At 27.6% G+C, this 20,592-nt stretch carries 20 protein-coding genes and 1 tRNA gene; 10 read left to right on the forward strand and 11 right to left on the reverse strand.

Features of this window, described 5'->3' with window-relative positions; genetic code table 11:
- The coding region (locus tag KQ44_RS13930) for a peptidase (RefSeq protein ID WP_205676582.1) at positions 1–1,545 on the reverse strand (1,545 nt) is incomplete at its 3' end.
- Between the two features lie 158 nt (positions 1,546–1,703).
- Here KQ44_RS13930 and KQ44_RS13935 point away from each other — a divergent pair.
- Positions 1,704–1,786 (forward strand) — tRNA-Tyr (locus KQ44_RS13935).
- Positions 1,787–1,832: 46 nt separating this feature from the next.
- Entirely contained in the window at positions 1,833–2,156 is a 324-nt protein-coding gene (locus KQ44_RS13940; protein ID WP_096737956.1) for an STAS domain-containing protein, read from the forward strand.
- A 519-nt stretch (positions 2,157–2,675) separates the two neighbouring features.
- On the opposite strand, the gene KQ44_RS13945 is transcribed toward KQ44_RS13940, so the two are convergent.
- The gene (locus KQ44_RS13945) at positions 2,676–3,431 is read right to left on the reverse strand and encodes a WecB/TagA/CpsF family glycosyltransferase (RefSeq protein WP_096737957.1); all 756 of its coding nucleotides are present in this window, start codon (positions 3,429–3,431) and stop codon (positions 2,676–2,678) included.
- A gap of 36 nt (positions 3,432–3,467) precedes the next feature.
- Positions 3,468–4,448 carry a 6-phosphofructokinase gene (gene pfkA, locus KQ44_RS13950; protein ID WP_096737958.1) on the reverse strand — a complete coding sequence of 327 codons (981 nt, stop codon included), beginning with the start codon at positions 4,446–4,448 and terminating at the stop codon, positions 3,468–3,470.
- Positions 4,449–4,576: 128 nt separating this feature from the next.
- On the opposite strand from pfkA, the gene mgtE reads away from it, so the two are divergent.
- Entirely contained in the window at positions 4,577–5,941 is a 1,365-nt protein-coding gene (gene mgtE / locus KQ44_RS13955) for a magnesium transporter (protein ID WP_096737959.1), read from the forward strand.
- A gap of 350 nt (positions 5,942–6,291) precedes the next feature.
- On the opposite strand, the gene KQ44_RS13960 is transcribed toward mgtE, so the two are convergent.
- The 3 genes from KQ44_RS13960 to KQ44_RS13970 form a co-directional block, all read right to left on the reverse strand.
- The gene (locus KQ44_RS13960; protein ID WP_096737960.1) at positions 6,292–7,422 is read right to left on the reverse strand and encodes a DUF362 domain-containing protein; all 1,131 of its coding nucleotides are present in this window, start codon (positions 7,420–7,422) and stop codon (positions 6,292–6,294) included.
- A 358-nt stretch (positions 7,423–7,780) separates the two neighbouring features.
- Complete coding sequence (gene gatA, locus KQ44_RS13965) at positions 7,781–9,229, reverse strand: Asp-tRNA(Asn)/Glu-tRNA(Gln) amidotransferase subunit GatA (RefSeq protein WP_096737961.1); 1,449 nt, start codon at positions 9,227–9,229, stop codon at positions 7,781–7,783.
- A gap of 172 nt (positions 9,230–9,401) precedes the next feature.
- Positions 9,402–10,307: a hypothetical protein gene (locus tag KQ44_RS13970; RefSeq protein ID WP_096737962.1), complete on the reverse strand. Its 906-nt coding sequence runs from the start codon at positions 10,305–10,307 to the stop codon at positions 9,402–9,404.
- Positions 10,308–10,577: 270 nt separating this feature from the next.
- Here KQ44_RS13970 and rpsF point away from each other — a divergent pair, with 270 nt between their 5' ends.
- The 7 genes from rpsF (at position 10,578) to KQ44_RS14005 (ending at position 17,206) form a co-directional block, all read left to right on the forward strand.
- The gene (gene rpsF / locus KQ44_RS13975; protein WP_096737963.1) at positions 10,578–10,925 is read left to right on the forward strand and encodes a 30S ribosomal protein S6; all 348 of its coding nucleotides are present in this window, start codon (positions 10,578–10,580) and stop codon (positions 10,923–10,925) included.
- 16 nt (positions 10,926–10,941) lie between these two features.
- Positions 10,942–11,373, forward strand: coding sequence for a single-stranded DNA-binding protein (gene ssb / locus KQ44_RS13980; RefSeq protein WP_096737964.1), 432 nt, complete (start codon positions 10,942–10,944; stop codon positions 11,371–11,373).
- A gap of 31 nt (positions 11,374–11,404) precedes the next feature.
- Positions 11,405–11,734 (forward strand): 30S ribosomal protein S18, encoded by a 330-nt coding sequence (gene rpsR / locus KQ44_RS13985; RefSeq protein WP_096737965.1) that lies wholly within the window; start codon positions 11,405–11,407, stop codon positions 11,732–11,734.
- A gap of 222 nt (positions 11,735–11,956) precedes the next feature.
- Positions 11,957–12,907 carry an aldo/keto reductase gene (locus tag KQ44_RS13990; protein WP_096737966.1) on the forward strand — a complete coding sequence of 317 codons (951 nt, stop codon included), beginning with the start codon at positions 11,957–11,959 and terminating at the stop codon, positions 12,905–12,907.
- 70 nt (positions 12,908–12,977) lie between these two features.
- On the forward strand, positions 12,978–13,565 hold the full coding sequence (locus tag KQ44_RS13995; RefSeq protein ID WP_096737967.1) for a flavodoxin family protein: 588 nt from the start codon (positions 12,978–12,980) through the stop codon (positions 13,563–13,565).
- Between the two features lie 195 nt (positions 13,566–13,760).
- Positions 13,761–15,506, forward strand: coding sequence for a cytochrome c biogenesis protein CcdA (locus KQ44_RS14000; RefSeq protein WP_096737968.1), 1,746 nt, complete (start codon positions 13,761–13,763; stop codon positions 15,504–15,506).
- A 119-nt stretch (positions 15,507–15,625) separates the two neighbouring features.
- Positions 15,626–17,206 (forward strand): ankyrin repeat domain-containing protein, encoded by a 1,581-nt coding sequence (locus KQ44_RS14005; protein ID WP_096737969.1) that lies wholly within the window; start codon positions 15,626–15,628, stop codon positions 17,204–17,206.
- 56 nt (positions 17,207–17,262) lie between these two features.
- Here the strand turns inward: KQ44_RS14005 and KQ44_RS14010 are convergent, their stop codons facing one another.
- From KQ44_RS14010 to KQ44_RS14030, 5 genes are all read right to left on the reverse strand, one after another.
- Entirely contained in the window at positions 17,263–18,207 is a 945-nt protein-coding gene (locus KQ44_RS14010; protein ID WP_096737970.1) for an Rpn family recombination-promoting nuclease/putative transposase, read from the reverse strand.
- 150 nt (positions 18,208–18,357) lie between these two features.
- Positions 18,358–18,807, reverse strand: coding sequence for a ribose 5-phosphate isomerase B (rpiB, locus tag KQ44_RS14015; protein ID WP_096737971.1), 450 nt, complete (start codon positions 18,805–18,807; stop codon positions 18,358–18,360).
- A 32-nt stretch (positions 18,808–18,839) separates the two neighbouring features.
- A complete protein-coding gene (gene msrA, locus KQ44_RS14020; protein ID WP_096737972.1) occupies positions 18,840–19,445 on the reverse strand; it encodes a peptide-methionine (S)-S-oxide reductase MsrA in 606 nt (201 codons plus the stop codon).
- Positions 19,446–19,471: 26 nt separating this feature from the next.
- Positions 19,472–19,966, reverse strand: coding sequence for a peptide-methionine (R)-S-oxide reductase MsrB (gene msrB, locus KQ44_RS14025; RefSeq protein WP_096737973.1), 495 nt, complete (start codon positions 19,964–19,966; stop codon positions 19,472–19,474).
- A 52-nt stretch (positions 19,967–20,018) separates the two neighbouring features.
- Positions 20,019–20,426: a hypothetical protein gene (locus KQ44_RS14030; RefSeq protein ID WP_240516712.1), complete on the reverse strand. Its 408-nt coding sequence runs from the start codon at positions 20,424–20,426 to the stop codon at positions 20,019–20,021.
- Positions 20,427–20,592 lie beyond the last annotated feature (166 nt).

A 20,592-nucleotide genomic window follows, 5' to 3' on the forward strand; every position in this document is an offset into this window, starting at 1 on the left:
TGTATTCATTATGCTCAATATAATCATTAGTTCTTCTGTTTCTTCTTCGTTGCTGTAATAGTAATAATCAGAATTATAATCTTCAGGTCGTATTATTATAATATTGTTGGTATTATTAAAATTACTTTCGAGATTCTCTTCAAATTGTTCTTCTGGAACATTATTTTCATAGTAATTATTACTGTAATTATAATAATCAGTTTCATAAGCATTTGTATTATTATATAAGTCATTATAATATCCGTAATTATAATCTCCGCTTATCTCATTTGAAATGCTCATATTAAACTCATAATTTCTAGCCTTTGAAGAGCCTTTAATCCATTTTTCTTTAGTTAAATCTCTTTCGAATATAAGATAATATCTTCCTTGAGGCAGACTTATAATCTGTTCATCATCTGTTTGAGGCATAGAAGCTATTTTACCTAAAGTATCATTTGAAATACTTATATTAATAGCCTGAGAATCTATAAGGAAATATGAAAGTTTTACGCTTGATTTGATAGGTACGCTGAAATTATAATAATCTCTGTCATATGAATAGTCAATAGCCCCTTTATAAGTTTGATTAAACTCTATAGTCTGTGCTTCTGAAGGTTTATTATTAGGTTCATGCTCTGTATATTTATCGAATGGTTTTGCTATAATGCTTACTCTGTATGGTATATTTATAACGGCATTTGTAGCTGCCAATATAAAATAATATGACATATAAGGATATAGTATTAACTTATCAACAGTTTCCCCGTCTCCAGTATTATTAATATCTTTCATTGTTATCCAGTTTCCTTTTTGATCATAAAGCCTTATACTAGCATCAATAGCTGGAACACCTGAAAGCTCTATAGAAATAGAATATGTATTAAATGAACTATTTGTTATTTTATAGGCGTCTATCTCCATATTTTTTAGATCGCCTGTTTTCAGAGTAGGGTTAAAAGTTTGACTGTAATATCCGTCTATAGTATAAAGTCTGTTATCGCTATTAACATCTATAATCTGTGCTGCAGAAATTTTATCATTAGGCTCTTTTTCATCGGATTCTTTATAATCTCTTTTTTCTACTATCAAGGTATAATCAATATTTTCTTTTACTGTTTCTTTAGGAGATATAGATATATAATATTTATTTTCTTCATTGTTTTGAGAGTACGGCAGATATATATCTCTCATAACTTGATAGGAACATATATTTTCATTTGTGTCAGAAGAGGCATTTGTATAAGTATTTTCATTAGTATAATGAATCTCTGGTTCATTTATTACTTTTATAATATTTGTATTATAATCATACAAAGTCATAATAACTGGAGAGTATGTAGAATTTGATATATAAAAATTTGCCGTTTTTGTATTATCATTGACTGTAAAATAATAGTAATCAGTATTAAGTCCTTCAAACTGTCCTATAATCCCGTCTTTATTTATTTTTTGAGCACTGTCAAAAGATTTATTATTATAAGACTTTTTTTCAAGTTTATATTTCTGAGCATTGCACGAAAAAAGAATAAATAATAATACCATAACAGCCGTAACATTTCTCATTATACCATACCTCATTATTAATGAACTATAGAATCATTATACATCATTATCTAATAAAAAGATACTAATATAAATAAAAATATATTAAAAAAATCATATTTGCTATTGACATTTTTCTGTATGCATGCTATTATTCTTTTACGTTTTCAAATTAATATGGGTAGGTGGCCGAGCAGTCAATGGCAGCAGACTGTAAATCTGCCGACGTGAGTCTACGGGGGTGCGAATCCCTCCCTGCCCACATTCTTTTTTACGAATACTTTTCTTAAATTAAAGAGGTCTTAATTTTGGCTATAGAATTTAATAACGAATATATATCTATAGTTATGGAAGCTAATCTCTCTGCTCCTGAAGAAATTAAACAATTTATAGAAGATTCAGAGGAAGCATGCAATATCAGAATGCCTTTAGTTGTTCTTGATATGAAAAATGTTAAAGAAATAAACAGTGCTGGAATAGCTAAAATGCTTAAATTATACAAAAGTCTTCAGTCTCTAAAAGTTAAGCTATTTATGACTAATGTAGATGAAGCTATATCGCCAACTCTTAAAAGCCTGATGATATTTAGTTTAATTAAATACTTTGAAAATCCTAAAGATTTTACTCTATAAATAAAATAGTTTTATACTGAAAATTTTAAAAGTTTGTCAAAATATATTCTAAAATTGTAGTTATTTGTTGAGATCGGTCTTTCCGCTCTGTGTATTTTATACATACTAATTTCTTGCAAGTGTAAGAAGCCCCAGAGATTTGTACAAAATGAACTTGGATACTATTTTTGGAAAACTGCATTTTTAATTAAATTTTAACTATTATAATATATCTAAACAACTATAATTTCTCAAAAATAATTTTTTTAATTAAAAAATATTTACAGTCTTCACATTCTTGCCACACTTCTTTTGTGACTCTGTATGCCTTGTAAAGGCGAAAGAACTGCATTTGACAAAGTCCGCCTCGCTATACGTGCCTTTGGTAAAAACTTTTTGAGAATACCTCCTCAAAAAGTTTATAATTCTGTATATGTGCATCTGTCGACAAAATAAAATTGTTCAAGTATATATTTTTGTAAATTTAAAATAATAAGTAATATTAATTGTATATTTGCTTTATTTATCAGAAGTTTGTATTTAGTTAGGATTGATGCTTTCTTTAGGCTTTTTTGTTGTTATTTTTTCAAAAAATACCAATATCCAGAATCTCATATAATTAAAATATAGAAATATTCTAAATATATTTTTTTTAAGATAAAATCTTTCGTTCTTGTCTTTATTTAGTATTTCCATACTTGGAGGCTTTATTTTACCTGCAAAACTGTCAAGAGGTCTTTTGAAAGGGATGCAGAATTTCATATCTAGGTTTTCTTTATTATTATTAAACCAGTATAAAGATTTTTTGAAGTTCATATATATTAAAAATACATCAGGTTCTATTTTTTTAAATCCTATGAATGCCTTATCTAATTCTTTTTTGTCTTTTGTATTTTGATAATTTCCCATCATATATATGCCTGGGTATATTTTTTTTATTTTTTCAGATATAGTAAAGAAATATTTTTCTTCATCTCCAAAGAGAAACATAGACATTTTTTTTCCTTCTATGTAGTCTAGAATTTTTGAAAATAAAATAAAATTATTTATATAATTTAATTCTTCTTTATGTATAAATTTATATGCCTTAGCTATAGATGGGTGTGCAGCAATTACAAAAGAGGCATTATTAACAATCTCTTTTAATTTTTTATTATAATGAACTTTTAGTAATTGATGCACGTCTAAAGATATTATGAGTATATTTTTTCCATATTTAAGGTAATCTAATATTTCTTCAAGAGTTGCCTTGAAATTATCTATTCTAACGCCTAATATGGATTTGTTTTCTATCATAGTATCTTAACCCTCTATTTATTATTTCTTAAAAAATTATATAGCAAGTGTTCTGCATAGTGCTAGGTCTATTGGGTCAACTTTAGGCACTTTTTTTACAGCATCTGTTAAAGGAGTATAAGTATATTCGCCTTTCCAAATACCAACAGCCACATTTTTTTTACCTTCTAGTAAAGCCTTAACAGCAATATATCCAAATCTTGCAGCCATTAAACGTTCTCTTGAAGTAGGAGAACCTCCTCTTTGCATGTGTCCGAGTATAGTAACACGTGTATCAAAACCAGTTTTTCCTTCTATTTGTTTAGCCACTTCCATAGCTCCGCCTGATTCATCACCTTCAGCAACAACTATAATAGAAGATTTTTTTCCTCTTTTTTTAGCGATTTGTAGTTCTTCTACTATTTTATCCATATCAGTAGTAGTTTCAGGTATAAGTATATCTTCAGCACCTGAAGCTATTCCTACTTCTAATGCTATGTATCCTGCATGTCTTCCCATAACTTCAACAACAAAGCATCTTCCATGGCTCGTAGCGGTATCTCTTAATTTATCTATAGCATCCATTGCTACATTAACAGCCGTATCATAACCTATAGTATAATCAGTACCAAAAATATCATTATCAATAGTTCCAGGTATTGCTACTATAGGAAAATCAGGGTGATGATTATAAAAATCCAAAGCACCTTTATAAGTTCCGTCTCCGCCTATAACTATTAAAGCGTCCATACCATGATATCTCATATTATCAGCAGCTTTTTTCATGCCATCTTCTGTTTGAAATTCAGGTGATCTTGCAGAAAATAGTATAGTACCGCCATGATTAATAATGCCGCCAACACTTCCAGCTGTCATTGGGTATACATCATTATACATAAGTCCTTGATAGCCTTCTTTAATTCCCATTACTTCTAAACCATTGGCTATTGCAGTTCTCACAACACTTCTTATAGCAGGATTCATTCCAGAGGCATCTCCTCCGCTTGTTAATACACCAATTTTTTTTATATCAGACATATTACAATAACTCCTTTATTTTTTCATAATATTCAAGTATATTATTGGATTTTTTTTATTATATTATATAATGTTATATATTATATAATAATAATAAAAGAATTGATATACAAAATATAAAAAAAATTATGACAGAAAACAAAGAATATACAGAAATTATTAATATTATAGAAAATCAGAGATGGGATAAACTTAAATATTTGCTTTCTAATATGCATGCTGCTGAAGTAGTTGATATTATACGTATACTTGATAATGATAAGAATAGAAGTATAGTTTTCAGACTTTTATCTCGAGAAAATGCCGCATATGTATTTTCAGAACTTGATCCAGAAGAACAGGAAAAAATCATAGTTTCTATGAGCGATAATGAACTAAAAGAACTTATGCATAACATGAGTCCTGATGATAGAACTTCACTCTTTGAGGAGCTTCCAGCGGACATTACAAAAAAGATTTTTTCTTTAATGGGAGAAAAAGATCTTAATATTACAAGACAGCTACTGGGATATCCCGAAGACAGTATAGGACGTATAATGACGCCTGAATATATTGATGTATTTCCAGAATATACTGTAAAACAGACTTTAGACTATATTAGAAAATACGGCAAAGATTCAGAGACTTTTGAAGTTATATATGTTGTAGATAAAAAAGAAACATTATTAGGTTATATTTTGTTAAAAGATCTGTTATTTGCATCTCATGATGAGAAAATAGAAGAGCTTATGCATACAGATATTATATATTTATCAGTATATTCAGATCAAGAGGAAGCTGTACGCATAGGAAGAAAATATAATTTGCTTTATATACCTGTAGTAGACTCCAAAAATGCTTTGATTGGAATAGTTACTATAGATGATATATTTGATATTGCTGAAGAGGAAGATACAGAAGATTTTCATAAATTGGGTGCTATAAGTATTGATGATGATTTCGACGGGAATATAAAACATACAAATCCTTTAACTTTATATAAAAGGCGTATATCTTGGCTTTTTATTTTGGTATTTGTTAATATTATATCTGGTTATGTTATAGGTATGTTTGAAGAGACAATAAGCCAATATGTTTCTTTAATATTCTTTCTTCCTCTTTTGATAGACAGTGCAGGAAATGCTGGGGCTCAGTCTTCTACTCTTATAATAAGAAGTTTATCTGTAGGAGACGTAAAAAAAAGTGATTGGCTTTTTATGCTTTGTAAGGAAATACTTGTTTCTCTCACGCTTGGCATTACTATGAGTATTGCCGTATCATTAATAGCAGTTTTTAGAGGAGGTTTAATGATAGCATTGGTGGTGTCGCTTTCTATGGTTCTGGTTGTAGTAATAGGAAGTTTAATAGGTCTATGCCTTCCTTTTTTATTTGTAAAGCTTAAAAAAGACCCAACTACAAGCAGCGTACCTCTGGTAACATCTATATGTGATATAAGCGGTACAGCTATATATTTGGTACTTGCTACAACTATATTAAGCAGACTTTCGCATTAAATAATAGATTTGTTTCAAAACTAATTTTTATGATTACGTGGACTATACAGTCTTGACACACTCCACTTATTTTGCCATCCGTCCTGCATTTTGTAGGAAGGTTAGCATTGAAAAAGTTGAATCGAAAGTGCAAGTGTAAAAATAATACTAAATAGTACTAATTATATTTTATATGTAGAATAAATTATTAAATTTAGTATAGTCTTTTGCGACCTGCTTTTTTGTGGAACATCGAAGTTGGACAGCGTCACAAAAGAAGTGGGGGCGATAGGCTAGTTCCGAAAATAATAAAAATATAAAAACTAATTTTTGACAAATTATAGTTATTTAGGTATACACTAAAAAATTAATTAAAACTTTCTTTTTAAAAATATAGCTTTATGTGGACACAGCTCCTGACAGCAATAGCATGATATGCAGTTTTTATAATAATATTCAGGAGGATAGTTTTTACCTTTTTTATCAAAATTAAGTGCTAATGGTGTTACAGGACATACTTTAACACATACCCCGCATTTTACGCATTTACTTTTATCTATTACAGGTTTTGGAATAATAGAAGCAAAAAGCCTTTTTATTATAGGGAATTTGCTTAATTTCATCAAACTTCTTCCTATGCCCACTCCTTTATGAGGCTTTTTAAAATCTGTAACTTTTACACTTTCTATTCCGTCTCCTAATACTTCTATATCGTCTTTATTGCAGAAACCATGCTTAAATCCCATTTTTAAAGTAGGTATGGTATTATAATCGAATGATATTATCTGAGATGCTATATAATCTAACGCCACCGCATTATCTGATACTAATATAGCATTTATTTTTCTAGGGCTTCCGTTTCTAGGTCCATTTCCCTCCATAGCTAAAATACCGTCCATTATATAAAGTTTAGGATTTACAAGTTTATTCAAGTCAAGGAGCATAGTTGAAAAATCTTCAAAATCTGGAAGTTTTAAATGATATTCAGCTTTCCTAAAACCAGGTATACATCCGAACTGATTTTTTACAGCTCCAGTCATAGTTGTAAGTGCATGTGATTTTAATTTAGGCAGACTTATTATAACATCAGTTTCTTGAATAGGTTTTGCTATTGTAAAACTTTTCTCCTGCACCCCGTCTTCATATGTAACTCCAACAGGTTCTTCAAAATCAGCATACAGAACATTTAATCTATTAGCAGCTTCATCTATACCAGCCTTTGATGCCACACTGCTTCCTCTTCCAATACCTGGAGAATCTCCGTAAGAAATATTTTTAGTTTTTTCCTGAAGTATAGATACTACAGCTTCAAATATAATAGGGTGGGTGGTAACAGATCTTTCTGCTGTTTCTGCTGCGAGCAAATTGGGTTTTAATAATACTTTATCATTTTCTTTAACGAATAAATCTATTCCGCCAATTAAGTTTAAAGCTTTTTTAATGGCATTTTTTACTTCTTCTAAATTATAATTTTCGCATTTTATAACAGCAACTTTGCTCATAATAATTAATCCTAAATTAAAACTATTTTTTATATATTATATAAGAATTAAATTAATTGTAAATAATGATAAATAAAATTTGTAAAGTAGAGCTATCAGTTTTTTGATAAAAAAATTAATATATTTGTTTGTAGTGCTAATTTTATTTTTATACTAAATTAAAAACATAATTAATAATATTTTAGAGTATTTAATGACAAAATATAATTGTCTAGCTATAAAATATTATGTATATAATTTTTATCTTTAATTTTTCTTAATATTTTACGGCAAGTATAATATTTTATGATATGGCAAATAAAAAAGGAGGCTTTTATACCTCCTTATTATTTTTTTTATTATTAAAATTATTAAAAAATTATTTGTTAGCTAATTCATGAGCATATGCCATTCTAAACATATCAGTTTCATTAAACTGTTTAGTTATAAATTGTATACCTATAGGCATATTGTTTTTATCATAACCGCAAGGTACACTCATAGCTGGAAGCCCTACTAAGTTAATATTAGATGTGTAGCTGTCTGCCAAAAAGCTCAAAGCACTGTCTGTTTGGTCTCTAGTACCTAGAAGTCCTGCAGTTACTGGAGATGATGGTGATATTATAACATCCACATTTTTGAATGCATTGTCAAAATCCATCTGCATTAATTTCCTTACTTTGAGAGCATGCTGATAATGGCTATAGAAAAATCTTTTACCAGTCATTAAAGTACCGAATAATATTCTAGCTCTAGTTTCAAAAGCAAGTCCGACACTTCTTGAAGTATAGTAATATTCATCTAAATTAAAATCGCCTTTAGGGTGATATCCGTATCTTATACCATCATATCTTCCCATATTGGAGGCAACTTCTACAGTCATAACAGCAGTATATACTCTTGATCCATACTTAGCATTAGGAAGACTTATATCAACAATTTCAGCACCTTGATCTTTTAATTTTCCTATAGCATTCATAATATTTTCTTTTACATCTGAAGCTATTAAATCAGTATCATAATACTCTTTTGCAAGTCCTATTTTCATCCCTTTAATATTTCCGTCTAAAGCAGAAAGATAGTCTGGAACGGGAATATTTAAAGTAGTAGATTCTTTAGGGTCAAATCCTGCAATAATTTTTGTCATCAAAGCAGCATCTTTAACATCTTTAGTTAAAGGTCCTACTTGATCCAAACTGCTTGCCATAGCAATACATCCAAGTCTAGGTACTCTTCCATATGTAGGTTTAACTCCAACTATACCGCAGAAAGAAGCAGGCTGTCTTATAGAGCCTCCAGTATCACTTCCTAAAGCACCAAATGCAAAATCAGCAGCAACAGCAGCAGCAGAACCGCCAGAAGAACCTCCTGGTACATAAGCTCTGTTTCTAGGATTTCTAGTTATGCCGTAATTGGAAGTTTCTGTAGTTCCTCCCATAGCAAATTCGTCCATATTAGTTCTTCCTATAATAATAGCACCGTTGTCTATTAATCTTTGAACTGTAGGAGCTGTATATGGAGCTTTATATCCTTCAAGCATTTTTGAAGAAGCTGTCATTAAATGATCTTTATAACATAAATTATCTTTAATAGCCAAAGGAACACCAAGTAATGGCAAGTCTTCTCCGTTATTTATTCTCTCCTGAGCTTTTTTAGCTTGTTCTAGTGCTTCATCTTTAAAAACTTCAAGATATGCATGTATTTTATCTTCTCTTTTATCATCTTCTTCTATTTTTTTTATAATAGATTCAACTAATGTAGGGGCATCTATTTCCTTATTTTTTAATTTCTCTCTAATTTGAATTATGCTTAATTGCTGTAACTCCATAGTAAAAAACCTCTTAAACAAAAATATAACAAAAGTTATTTAATCGTAAAGATTATATCATATATGTATGTTTTTTGCAAAATAAATAATGAGTTTTAAATATTAAAAAGTAATTATAAAAAATAGAGAGCCTATAGATTATAGACTCTCTATTTATTAAACTAATTATTAATTACTGAGCGTTTTCAGTAGCTTGAGTGTTATTATTGTTATCCTCAGTATTTTCATCATCTTTTGGAGGCTTGATTTCTGGAGGTATTCCTACAGGAACATCAGCGAAATCAAAATAGTTTTCATAATATAAGTTTTGGAATCTGTTTGCTATAGGCTGCATTCTAAAATTATCTACATAAGAAGCAACAAAGTTAATATTTTTACCACCATAAGTAGCATAATAAACAGCTAAAGAAGTATTAGCAGCTTTATTAGCGTAATTTCCGTATCTCATAGAAGTAAAGTCATCAAAAGTAGTATATCCGCTGTTGTGGAAACCGCCGTATTTCATATGGAAGCCTCCCAAAGTTCTGCTGAATAAGCCTCTTGACATTACATAACCTGGGTGTGCATATTCATTACCTTCATTTCTATCTTTATATTGCTGTAAAGTATAATCGCCTTCATAAACAGCACTTACAGCAAATAATTTATCTTCATGAAAGAAGAATTTATAAGCCCATTTAGTTTCTTTTCCAGCTAAAGTAGCTTCTTCATTTATAGCATCAGCTCTAACTGTCATACATTTAAACTCATTAGTAACAATGAAATTAAAATATAAAATATTTTCATCTCTTGTGAAAAGTTCTGAAACATCATTAGTAGTAAATTTAACATTTATCCATTTCATAGTATGAGGGTTATACCATACTAAATCAGGATCTGGATATCTGCTTACATAGAATGTACCACTTATAGGCTCAGCAGCAGCTGAAGAAAAATTAGAAGCCATTAATATCTCATTAACTTCATCAGGAGTGATTCCATAAGGTACTAAGTCATTAAACATGAAAGGAACCGTTTGGTATGCATGAACTGATATTGATATAGCTACCAACAAAAACATAACTAGTAATTTTTTCATTTTGTTCTCCAAGATTTTTATTATTTATATTATACTATATTGAATAATAAAATCAAATGCATTATGTTTACTTATAGTCATTTTTTTCAACTTTTACCCGCTTTCAATTAACATAATAATATAAAATAGATAATATATAATATTTTATAAAGATAAATATTCTTGACTTTTTGATAAAAATCATTTATTATAGCACAATAAATAATTATATACTTCGCTTCTTTAAAAGTTCTTAGTTTTAAAGAAGCTTTGTCCAAGGAGTTAATAAAAATGAGAGAATACGAAATACTATTCGTAACAGAAATCAATGACGCTGTGCATCAAAGTGCTAAAGATCATGTCAAAACTATTCTTCAAAACTATCATTCAGAAATTTTTAATGAAGCTGATTACGGTATTCATAATCTAAGCTATCCAATACGTAAAGTTAATCAGGGTAAATTTTATTACTATCATTTCAAATGTGATGGTAATAATTTAGCTAATATTGAAAAGGAACTTCGCTATGAACTTAGCATATTAAGATTTATAATAGTTCGCTTAGATGAAATAATACAAAAAAATAAAAAAGAGCTTAATAAAGAAAATAATAATGAAGAAGCTTCTAAAGAGGCTTAAATAAAGGTTTATTTTTATGGCAACAGATTTTAATAGTGTAACTTTAATAGGAAGACTCACAGCAGATCCAGTATCAAAATATCTGCCTAGCGGAAGTGCTGTTGCAGAGTTTTCTATAGCAAATAATTATTATGTAAGTACTAAAAATGCTACAGAAGTTAATTACTTTGATGTAGTTGCTTTCGGAAAAATGGCTGAAACTGTAAGCAAATACCTTACAAAAGGAAAACAAGTTGCTATAATGGGTACTTTAAGGCAGGAAAGATGGCAGGATAAGGATACTAATGCCGCAAGATCCAAAGTGAGAATTATTATGCAGAATATGCAGATGCTTGGCTCTGCAAATGCAGCGGCAGCAGGAAACACTATGGATACTACATACTCTCCTTCATCTTCAGGTGTAGATTTGGGAAGTTTCTCAGATGATGATGATGAAGTGCCATTTTAATAATTAATTCAATTTTTTAGGAGATAAAACAATGGATTTAGAAAATACTGAAAATCTTGAAAATAATAATGAAGAAGAAGTTAAAGCTAAGGGTGAGAGAAAACCTCATTTCAGCAAAGAGCCTAATGAAAAAGACGGAAGAAAAAAATTCTTTAAGAAAAAAGTTTGTTATTTCTGCAAAAATAATATCGATGTATTAGATTATAAAGATATCAAATTATTAAAAAGATATGTTAAAGATAGCGGTAAAATTATACCTAAACGCTTAAATGGTACTTGTTCTAAACATCAAAGATTAGTTACTAAAGCTATTAAAAGAGCTAGAAATATAGCACTTTTACCTTATGAAACTAGATATTAATTTTTACTAAAATATAAAAAATTACGAAAGCTGCTGTTATTTACAGTGGCTTTTTTTATTTTAACTCTTTTCTTTTGTAATAAAAATATCAATAATTAATAAATATAATAATGAACTTTCATACCTATTAAGCATAATTAGCTATAACAATTAAATATTTGATATTATGAAAAAAATATTTATAATCCAAAATAATTTAATAACTATAAAGGAGTTCATTTTATGGAAATAAAAATGCCTAAAATAGCATTAGGAGCTTGGTCTTGGGGAGCAGGTTTGGTAGGAGGAGATCAAGTTTTTGGAAATAGTTTATTTGAAGATGAATTGAAACCTGTATTTGATAAAGCGATTGGATTAGGTCTAAATTTATGGGATACTGCTGCTGTTTATGGAGAGGGTACATCGGAACGTATATTAGGTAATTTTATTAAAACTTTGACAAATATAGATGATATCATAATATCAACAAAATTTACTCCTCAAATAGCTGGAAAATCGGATAATCCTATTCAAGAAATGCTAGATGAAAGTAAAAAACGTCTTCATACTGATAAAATAGATATTTATTGGATTCATAATCCTTTAGATTTTAGAAAATGGATAAATTATATAATACCAATAGCTAAAACTAAACAAGTTAAAAGTATTGGGCTTTCAAACTTCAATGTAGAACAAATAAAAGAAGCTGAAGATATACTTGAAAAAGAAGGATTAAAAATATCAGCTATTCAAAATCATTTTAGTCTATTAGATAGATTTTCTGAAAACTCTGGTATATTAAAATATTCTAAAGATAAAGGCATTACGTTTTTCTCTTATATGGTTTTAGAACAAGGAGCATTAACAGGAAAATATAATACCTCAAATCCATTCAAAAAAGATACTGCAAGAGATAAGGCTTATAATTCTCACTTAAAAGAATTAGAAGCATTGATTGAAGGCTTAAAAACTATTGGAAAAAAATATAATGCAAGCCCCGCACAAGTTAGCATTGCTTGGGCTATATCTAAAGGAACATTGCCAATTATCGGGGTTACAAAAGTACATCAAGTTGAAGAAGCAAAAGAGGCTCTAAATATTATCTTAAAAGAAGATGAAATTAAATATTTAGAAAAATTGGCAGATGATACTAATATACAAACGGTAAGAGATTGGGAAGAGAATATGAAATAGTTTTATAATAAATAAAACTAAAAATAATGTTTAAATATTAATTTTTATATATTAAAAGAGGTTTTATAAAATGAAAGTATTAGCTATTAATGGAAGTGCTAGAAAAGATGGGAATACTGCTATTCTTGTAAATATAATATTTGAAGAACTTAACAGAGAAGGAATTGAAACTGAAATGATACAATTAGCAAGACAAGTGATAGAGCCTTGTAAAGCATGCTGGGGCTGTGCTAAAAAAACTAATTGTGTGCATAAAAATGATAATTTTCAGGAATATTTTGATAAGATGAAAAATGCTGATGGTATTATACTAGCATCTCCTGTTTACAGTGCAAATATTTCTTCTAATCTTCAGGCATTTTTAGAGAGGGCATCTGTTATTTCTGATATGCATAGAGATAAAAATTTATTTAAATATAAAGCTGGTGCTTCTGTTTGTGCTTCAAGGAGAGGTGGGGCTTTGAATGCTATTGATACTATGAATCATTTTTTAATTATTCAGGATATGTTTTTAGCAGGATCAAGCTATTGGGCTTTTGCTTTTGGTAAGGATATTGAAGATGTTAAAAATGATGATGAGGGTATAAAAACTATAAAAAATCTTGGTATAAATATAGCTTATTTAATGAAGGCTTTAGAATATAAAAAAGTACAATAATATTAATTTTTTATACAAAAAATATTTTCTTATTTTTATTTATTGCTCCATAATTTTTACTGTATATTTTTTAGAATAATATAATTTTATAGTTTATATTTTAGTTTTGATTAAACTATTGACTTTTAACAAACTTATTGCTATAAATGTTATATTACACAAACAAAATATATGATAGAAAACGGAGCAATAATAATGAATAAAAATCAATTTAAAATTTTAAAGTACATAATAATTTTAATTTTTATTACTGCATATACTTCTTTTGCTCAGAATAATAATTTAATGAATTTAAATGCATTTGATAGATTAGATAAAAATGCTGAAATCTCTTTTACATTAATTACAAATAATAATCAATTAGCAGTAAAGGCAAATATCCCAAATAATTATTATGCATATTTAGAATCAAGCATAGCAAATAAAATACTATTTTTTGCAGATAATAAACAAGTTAATACAATATACCCAAAAGGCGAAAAATATCATGATGACATTATAATAAAAGGTGAGACTGAGTTTGTTTTAGAAGATGTTGATATAAATAATATTAATTTTATAAAAGTATCTTATCAATTATGCTCAGCAAAAGATAATGTATGTTTGCAGCCTCAAAGTAAAGTAATATATGGAGAAGAAATTGATATACCAAAAAATAATATAGCAGATGAAAAGCCAGAAAATGCAAGCTCTATAGAAAATTATATAAAAGGAAGCAATAATATATTTATAACATTAATTTTAATATTTGCAGCAGGACTTGCATCTGTACTTTTACCTTGTACTTATCCATTACTATCAATAACTGTATCAATTTTAGGAACAACAACTGATGACAAAAACAATAAAAAATCGAGTGTATTAGCTTCGCTATTATTTGCATTAGGAGTAATAACAACATACACTCTTTTGGGTGCTGTAGTTTCTGTTGCTGGATTTGCTTTTCATAAAACTATTCTATTTGGAAGTATTGGGTATAATCCTATTATTTTAACTATATTAGTATTATTATTTTTATATTTTACTTTTTCAATGGCTGGTTTTTACGAGATTAAAGCTCCTTCATTCTTACAGTCAGCGAAGACAAATGCCTACAGCAAAAAAAATCAGTCATTATTTCATAAATACATAATGGGGCTTCTTGCTGGAATAGTTGCTACTCCTTGTGCTGCTCCTATAATAGCGGTAATATTAGAAATTGGTTTTCTTAATCCTGTATTTGCTACTCTTTACATGGCTGTTTATGCTTTGGGTTTTGCTTCTGTATTATTCATTCTTGGTACATTTGCTTCAATACTTACCAAAATGCCTAAAGCTGGAACTTGGATGGTATATGTTAAATATATTTTCACTTTTCTAATGATGATAATAAGTTTCTATTATGCTAATATACTTTTTGGGGTTTTAGGTTTTGATAAGATCAGTTATATATTAGCATCTATTACAATATTGGTATTTGCTTTATTAGTTTACATAATAAAAAATAAATCGGCTATGTTAAGCATATTAGAATTAAAAATATTTGTTTTTGTAGTCATTATATCAATAGCATTAGGAAATACTTACGGATTTATAAAGTCAAAAAGCGAAGTTTCAAATACTATATCATACAATGAAGCATTAGAGCTTTCAAAACAAAATAATAAACCAATACTGATAGATTTCTCTGCTGTTTGGTGTGCGAATTGTTATGAACTTAAAGAGAAAGTATTTGTAAATGAAGAGCTTAAAAAGTTTATAAATAATAATTTGATTTTCACTGAGGTTGATGTTGATAAATACAAAAATATTTCTGATGAGTATAATGTTAAATGGCTTCCTTGGATAATAGTTATTGACAGCAATAAAAATATATTATACACAAAGAATTCATTTTCAAGTTTTGATGATGAAATGGCTCTGAGTATAAAAGAAGATTTAGATAAAATAATTAATAAATAAATTTTATAAATATTTTTATCATAGTTTTATAATCTAATTTATAATTGACAATTAAAAAAATATTAGTATAATGCAAAAATATTTTTAAATACAATCTGTAAAAAGTTAAAGGAAAGTTTATGAAGAAATTTATATTAATGGTAGCTTTAAGTATTCTAATAAGCTGTAGTAACAAATCTAATAACACACAAAATAATATTACACTTAATAACAATACAAACATAACAGTAAATAATACTACACAAAATACAAATCAAATTACAAGTAAGCAAACAAATGCCGTAATAAAGAAAAAATTTAAAAATATATATCCTATCAAGCCATATACAGAAGAAGAAATTGATGAGATATTATACAAAACCATTGACACAGAATTAGCAAATTATGGAATATCTGATAATTCCAAAAAAGAAAGAAGAGAAGAAGAAAAACAAAAAATGCAGAATATTAAAGATTTACTTTTGGAAGGGATAAACAGTAAAGATGAAGATGGAAACGGTGTATTGACTCTAATGCAGAAACTTGACTATAGAAATTATGCTTATAATGATTTAGTGAAATGGCTTGTTGAACATGGAATTAGTTTAGATGATACTAGAATATTAGATTATGATTATACTGATAATATGATAGATTATTTATTAGATAGCGGAGTTAATTTTGATTATCAAACAGTATATAATAAAATTGACTTAAAGAATAATAATTATAATTTAATATCAAAATTGATTAAAAAGTTAGAATCTGCAGGTTATTATTTTTCTGATATAGATTATCAATTACAAAGCGATTTATTATTTCAATCCATTTTAGCTGATAATTTGGATTTAGTAATATTATTTTTAAAACTTGGTGCTGACATTAACTCAATAAACAGAATGAGCGATGGTTATGTGGGAACTCCTTTAATGTATAGTGCCTATTATGAAAAGTATGATATTATGGATTATTTAAAAGAGAAAAATGCGGATATTACTATTCACTGCTTTCAAGATACAGAAGAATTAGAAAGTATTCATACCGATGGTCCTCATATATCTTTTGTATTGATGGAAAATTTTCCTGTTTTAAGTCCTACAAATTTAATTAATACTGTTATCACTGGAAATAATAATGAAGATTTAATGATAAGAATATTAAATAAAATATCTCAAACTTTTAAATTTGCAGATACTAGCTATATTTATTCTCCTGCCTCACAAACTGAATTTACAAACAATAATGAAAAATATATTTTAATACAAAGCCATATATTAAATGAAGAATATGTAGAAAATCTTATATTAATGGAAAAATATGTATATGATTTTGAAGTAAACGATAAATATTTTAATTATGTAACTATATGGAAAAGAGATAAAAACGATGAAAATAAAGCAGAGTTTGTAACAGGCTTTTATCCAATACAAAATGATGACTACTCACAAATTTATGATATTGCCTCATCAGGAAATTATATTACAATAGAATCAATAGATGATGGAGTATATTATTATACATTTATAATAGAAAATAATGATTTTTATTTAGATAAATTTTCTATGGAAAAGTATAATAGATCAGACAATAACAAAAAAGAAGAAGAGCATTATTATAATTATAAGATAGATGCTAGTAAATTTAATCATACCAGCAGAATAAAAGCTATTGATTTAGAAAGAGGTTTCTTTAGTAAGTTAATAGAAGAATACAATAAATAAAAAATAATAAAGGGCTTTAGTTTTTATATTAACTAAAAGCCCTTCGTTTTTATTGATTATAATTTTTTTATTTCTTCTATACTCAAACCTGTTAATTCACTTATAAGATTTAAATCCATATTTTTATTTTTCATATTTCTAGCTAGAGAATATTTTTCTTTTTCTATGCCTTTTTCTATACCTTGTTCTATGCCTTCTCTTATGCCTTCTTCTTTACCCTCTCTTATGCCTTCTTCTTTACCTTTCTTAATACCTTCTTCTATTCCTAATCTTCTCTCCTCATCAAGCATTATTTGATTGCCATATAAATAGGCCTCTTTTTTTTCATATTCCATCATCATTAATCTGCTTTTTAAAAAATTATTATATTTTTTTTGTACTTCTTCCATTATAGGTTTTTCTTTTACTATTTCAGACATAGATGCCTCCAAATTTTTACTTGTAAATATTTTGAGCCAGTAATTTAAATCTTTAGATAATACATTTTTCCTAAATTTTTTTAACTCTATTATATGTATTTGTAAATGATCAGTTAGAAGTTTTTTATTATTCATCTCATAAAGCATATAACAGGAATGTATATTCTTTGTTTTATCTAAATTAAAATTAAGAAGATTGATACTTATTACTGGAGTAAGTTCATCATATCTTTCGCCATGTTTTAATAACTTACTGTAATTAGCTGCCCAATAATAAAGTATTCTTTCTGGAAATCTTGAGTTACCTTGTAATTGTATTTCTATAATAACAACAGATCCATTTTGAGTTATGCACTTGACATCAACAATAGTTTCTTTCAGATTTTTATTTTTTTTCAAGTTGAATGGTGTGAGTATCTCTAAAGAACGGAAAGTTTTCATATTAGCATTAATCATTATAGAATTAATAAAATCTAAAAGTATAGTTTCGCTGCTTCCTTTATCAGTAAATAGATATCTTATAAAATAATCATTCAAAGGATTAAAGTATTTTATTTGTTTAGTATTTATATTTTTTTTCATAAAAATATTATACTAAAATAATTATAAATTGTCAAAATTTAAAAAGTGTATACTTGTTACGTATACACTTTATTATATTTACTAAATCAAAAAATTGGTTATATAAAAAACATATTCAAATTAGACTTAACACATATATTTTATAAAAAATTAAATTTCTTCTCCGTTTTCTATTTTTGTGAGAAGATCAACTCTTCTAGCATGACGTCCGCCTTCATATTCAGCATCAAGCCATTCTTTTACTATCATTTTAGCTAAATCAACACCTACTACTCTAGCACCAAAAGCTATTATATTAGAATTGTTATGCTGTTTGGAAAGTTTAGCAGAATAAGGCTCACTGCATACTGCTGCTCTTATTCCTTTGACTTTATTTGCTGCTAATGATATGCCAATACCTGTACCGCATATTAAAACGCCGCCTTCATATCTTCCGCTTGCCACCTCATCAGCAACTTTTTTTCCATATATTGGATAGTCAACACTTTCAGAAGTATAAGTACCAAAGTCTTTTACCTTATGTCCTAATTCTTCTAAATATTTTATTATCTCTTTTTTTAATTCTATAGAAGAATGATCTCCGCCTATAGCTATTTTCATGTTTTTATTTCCTTTTATTTTTTAGTTTTTAATTAAAATAATTTTGTATAGAAATGGCAATAAGGCATAGAACCTTTTTTAGCATAATAATCCTGATGATAGTCTTCTGCTTCATAAAAATTTTTATATTCTCTTAATGTAGTTGCCACATCATAATTTCTGTCTCTAAGCATTTTTATATATTTCTCTGCGATTTCTTTTTCTTCTTCATTTTGATAGAATATAGCAGATAAATACTGTGAACCTATATCAGGACCCTGACCATTTTTTTGAGTAAAGTCATGAGTTTCAAAGAAAAGTTTTACAAGCTCTTCATAAGTTGTTTTTTCTGGATCATAGCATACTCTTACAGTTTCTAAATGCCCAGTAAGTCCAGTGCATACTTCTCTGTAAGTAGGATTAGCCTTATGTCCCCCAGCATATCCGCTTACAACAGAAATAACTCCTTTAGATTTTTCAAACCAATATTCTGTTCCCCAAAAGCAGCCTGAAGAAAAATATGCATATTTAACATTGTTTGGTATTTCTGTTTTATTCATATCATCGTCCTTATTATTAATATTTTGGCTGTTTAATTTTTGAGAACAGGATATTACTGATAATAAAGATAAGATTGCTATTATAATTTTTTTTATCATCGTATTCTCCTATAATTTTATTTGATTTATTTATTTGTAGAATTTTCATTTGTGAATTTGTTTATAAAATTAAGAGAAACGGAATTTATGCAATACCTTGTTTCTTTTTCAGTAAATCCTTCATTATAAAATACATGTCCTAAATGTCCTCCGCAATTTGCACATACCACTTCAACTCTGTTTCCGTCTTTTTCTAATTTTATATTTTCTTTTATAGCATCATCAAAACTAGGCCAGCCAGTACCAGAATTGAATTTTGCTTCAGAACGAAATAAAGGAGTATCACATATTTTGCATGTATATATTCCGTCTTCTTTATTATTTAAAAACTCTCCAGTAAATGGAATCTCTGTACCTTTATTTATTAGTACATTATATTCTTTTGCAGATAGAGTTTTAGTTCCATCATATACACTGTATTTATTATCATTTGTGCCATTAATATAATTAGTATCATTATTATCATCACATGAAATGATACTTATAAATATTATAATAATTAAAAAAATATTTTTTTTCATAGCAGTTATTGATCTTAATTATCTCCTTTAAATAGTTTTATATTTATCTATTTTATCTATGAGCTCTTATAGGAAAACTATAAGCAGTTCTGTCTCTTATATCAAAAATATTTCCAGTAGTATCTATTATTTTATAATCAAACATATGAGTAAATTTTTTGTATTTAATTTTAGCAGGCAATTGAATAGTTTCTATATTACCTGAATATGCATCTATTCTGTAAAGTACCATACTTTCAATTTGAGTATTTGATAATTTTTCCTGTATTATTGCAGGTGTATCTAAATATACTTTATTATCTTCTTTAAGGTAAAAAAATCCGCCGCTGTAGTGATTAAGAAATGATAAAAATTGTATTTTCCATATGATCTTTTTATTGCTGTAAAGTGAAATAGATTCATCATGATCCATTAGAAGTAAATCTTTTCCTTCGGCATTAAAAATTTTAGATACTTTCATTTCTGCATATCCAATAGATTCTTTTGTTTCAGTTAGAGAATTAAAGTTCAAATGATATATTACTCTGTTTTCTGATATTGAAGGATATGAAAATATAATTCTTTTTCATCAAAGCATCCGTTTTTATAAAAATATGTTCCTTTAATAAATACATAATTTTTTATTT

Source organism: Brachyspira sp. G79 (assembly GCF_002379365.1).
Lineage (GTDB): Bacteria > Spirochaetota > Brachyspiria > Brachyspirales > Brachyspiraceae > Brachyspira.

Coding starts and splice junctions, on each gene's coding strand:
- mgtE (WP_096737959.1), top strand. CDS start 4,577: ATGACAGAAAACAAAGAATATACAGAAATTATTAATATTATAGAAAAT.
- KQ44_RS13995 (WP_096737967.1), top strand. CDS start 12,978: ATGAAAGTATTAGCTATTAATGGAAGTGCTAGAAAAGATGGGAATACT.
- KQ44_RS14005 (WP_096737969.1), top strand. CDS start 15,626: ATGAAGAAATTTATATTAATGGTAGCTTTAAGTATTCTAATAAGCTGT.
- KQ44_RS13970 (WP_096737962.1), bottom strand. CDS start 10,307: ATGAAAAAATTACTAGTTATGTTTTTGTTGGTAGCTATATCAATATCA.
- rpsR (WP_096737965.1), top strand. CDS start 11,405: ATGGATTTAGAAAATACTGAAAATCTTGAAAATAATAATGAAGAAGAA.
- rpiB (WP_096737971.1), bottom strand. CDS start 18,807: ATGAAAATAGCTATAGGCGGAGATCATTCTTCTATAGAATTAAAAAAA.
- KQ44_RS14000 (WP_096737968.1), top strand. CDS start 13,761: ATGAATAAAAATCAATTTAAAATTTTAAAGTACATAATAATTTTAATT.
- gatA (WP_096737961.1), bottom strand. CDS start 9,229: ATGGAGTTACAGCAATTAAGCATAATTCAAATTAGAGAGAAATTAAAA.
- msrA (WP_096737972.1), bottom strand. CDS start 19,445: ATGATAAAAAAAATTATAATAGCAATCTTATCTTTATTATCAGTAATA.
- KQ44_RS13960 (WP_096737960.1), bottom strand. CDS start 7,422: ATGAGCAAAGTTGCTGTTATAAAATGCGAAAATTATAATTTAGAAGAA.
- msrB (WP_096737973.1), bottom strand. CDS start 19,966: ATGAAAAAAAATATTTTTTTAATTATTATAATATTTATAAGTATCATT.
- KQ44_RS13945 (WP_096737957.1), bottom strand. CDS start 3,431: ATGATAGAAAACAAATCCATATTAGGCGTTAGAATAGATAATTTCAAG.
- KQ44_RS14010 (WP_096737970.1), bottom strand. CDS start 18,207: ATGAAAAAAAATATAAATACTAAACAAATAAAATACTTTAATCCTTTG.
- KQ44_RS13990 (WP_096737966.1), top strand. CDS start 11,957: ATGGAAATAAAAATGCCTAAAATAGCATTAGGAGCTTGGTCTTGGGGA.
- ssb (WP_096737964.1), top strand. CDS start 10,942: ATGGCAACAGATTTTAATAGTGTAACTTTAATAGGAAGACTCACAGCA.
- KQ44_RS14030 (WP_240516712.1), bottom strand. CDS start 20,426: ATGAAAGTATCTAAAATTTTTAATGCCGAAGGAAAAGATTTACTTCTA.
- pfkA (WP_096737958.1), bottom strand. CDS start 4,448: ATGTCTGATATAAAAAAAATTGGTGTATTAACAAGCGGAGGAGATGCC.
- rpsF (WP_096737963.1), top strand. CDS start 10,578: ATGAGAGAATACGAAATACTATTCGTAACAGAAATCAATGACGCTGTG.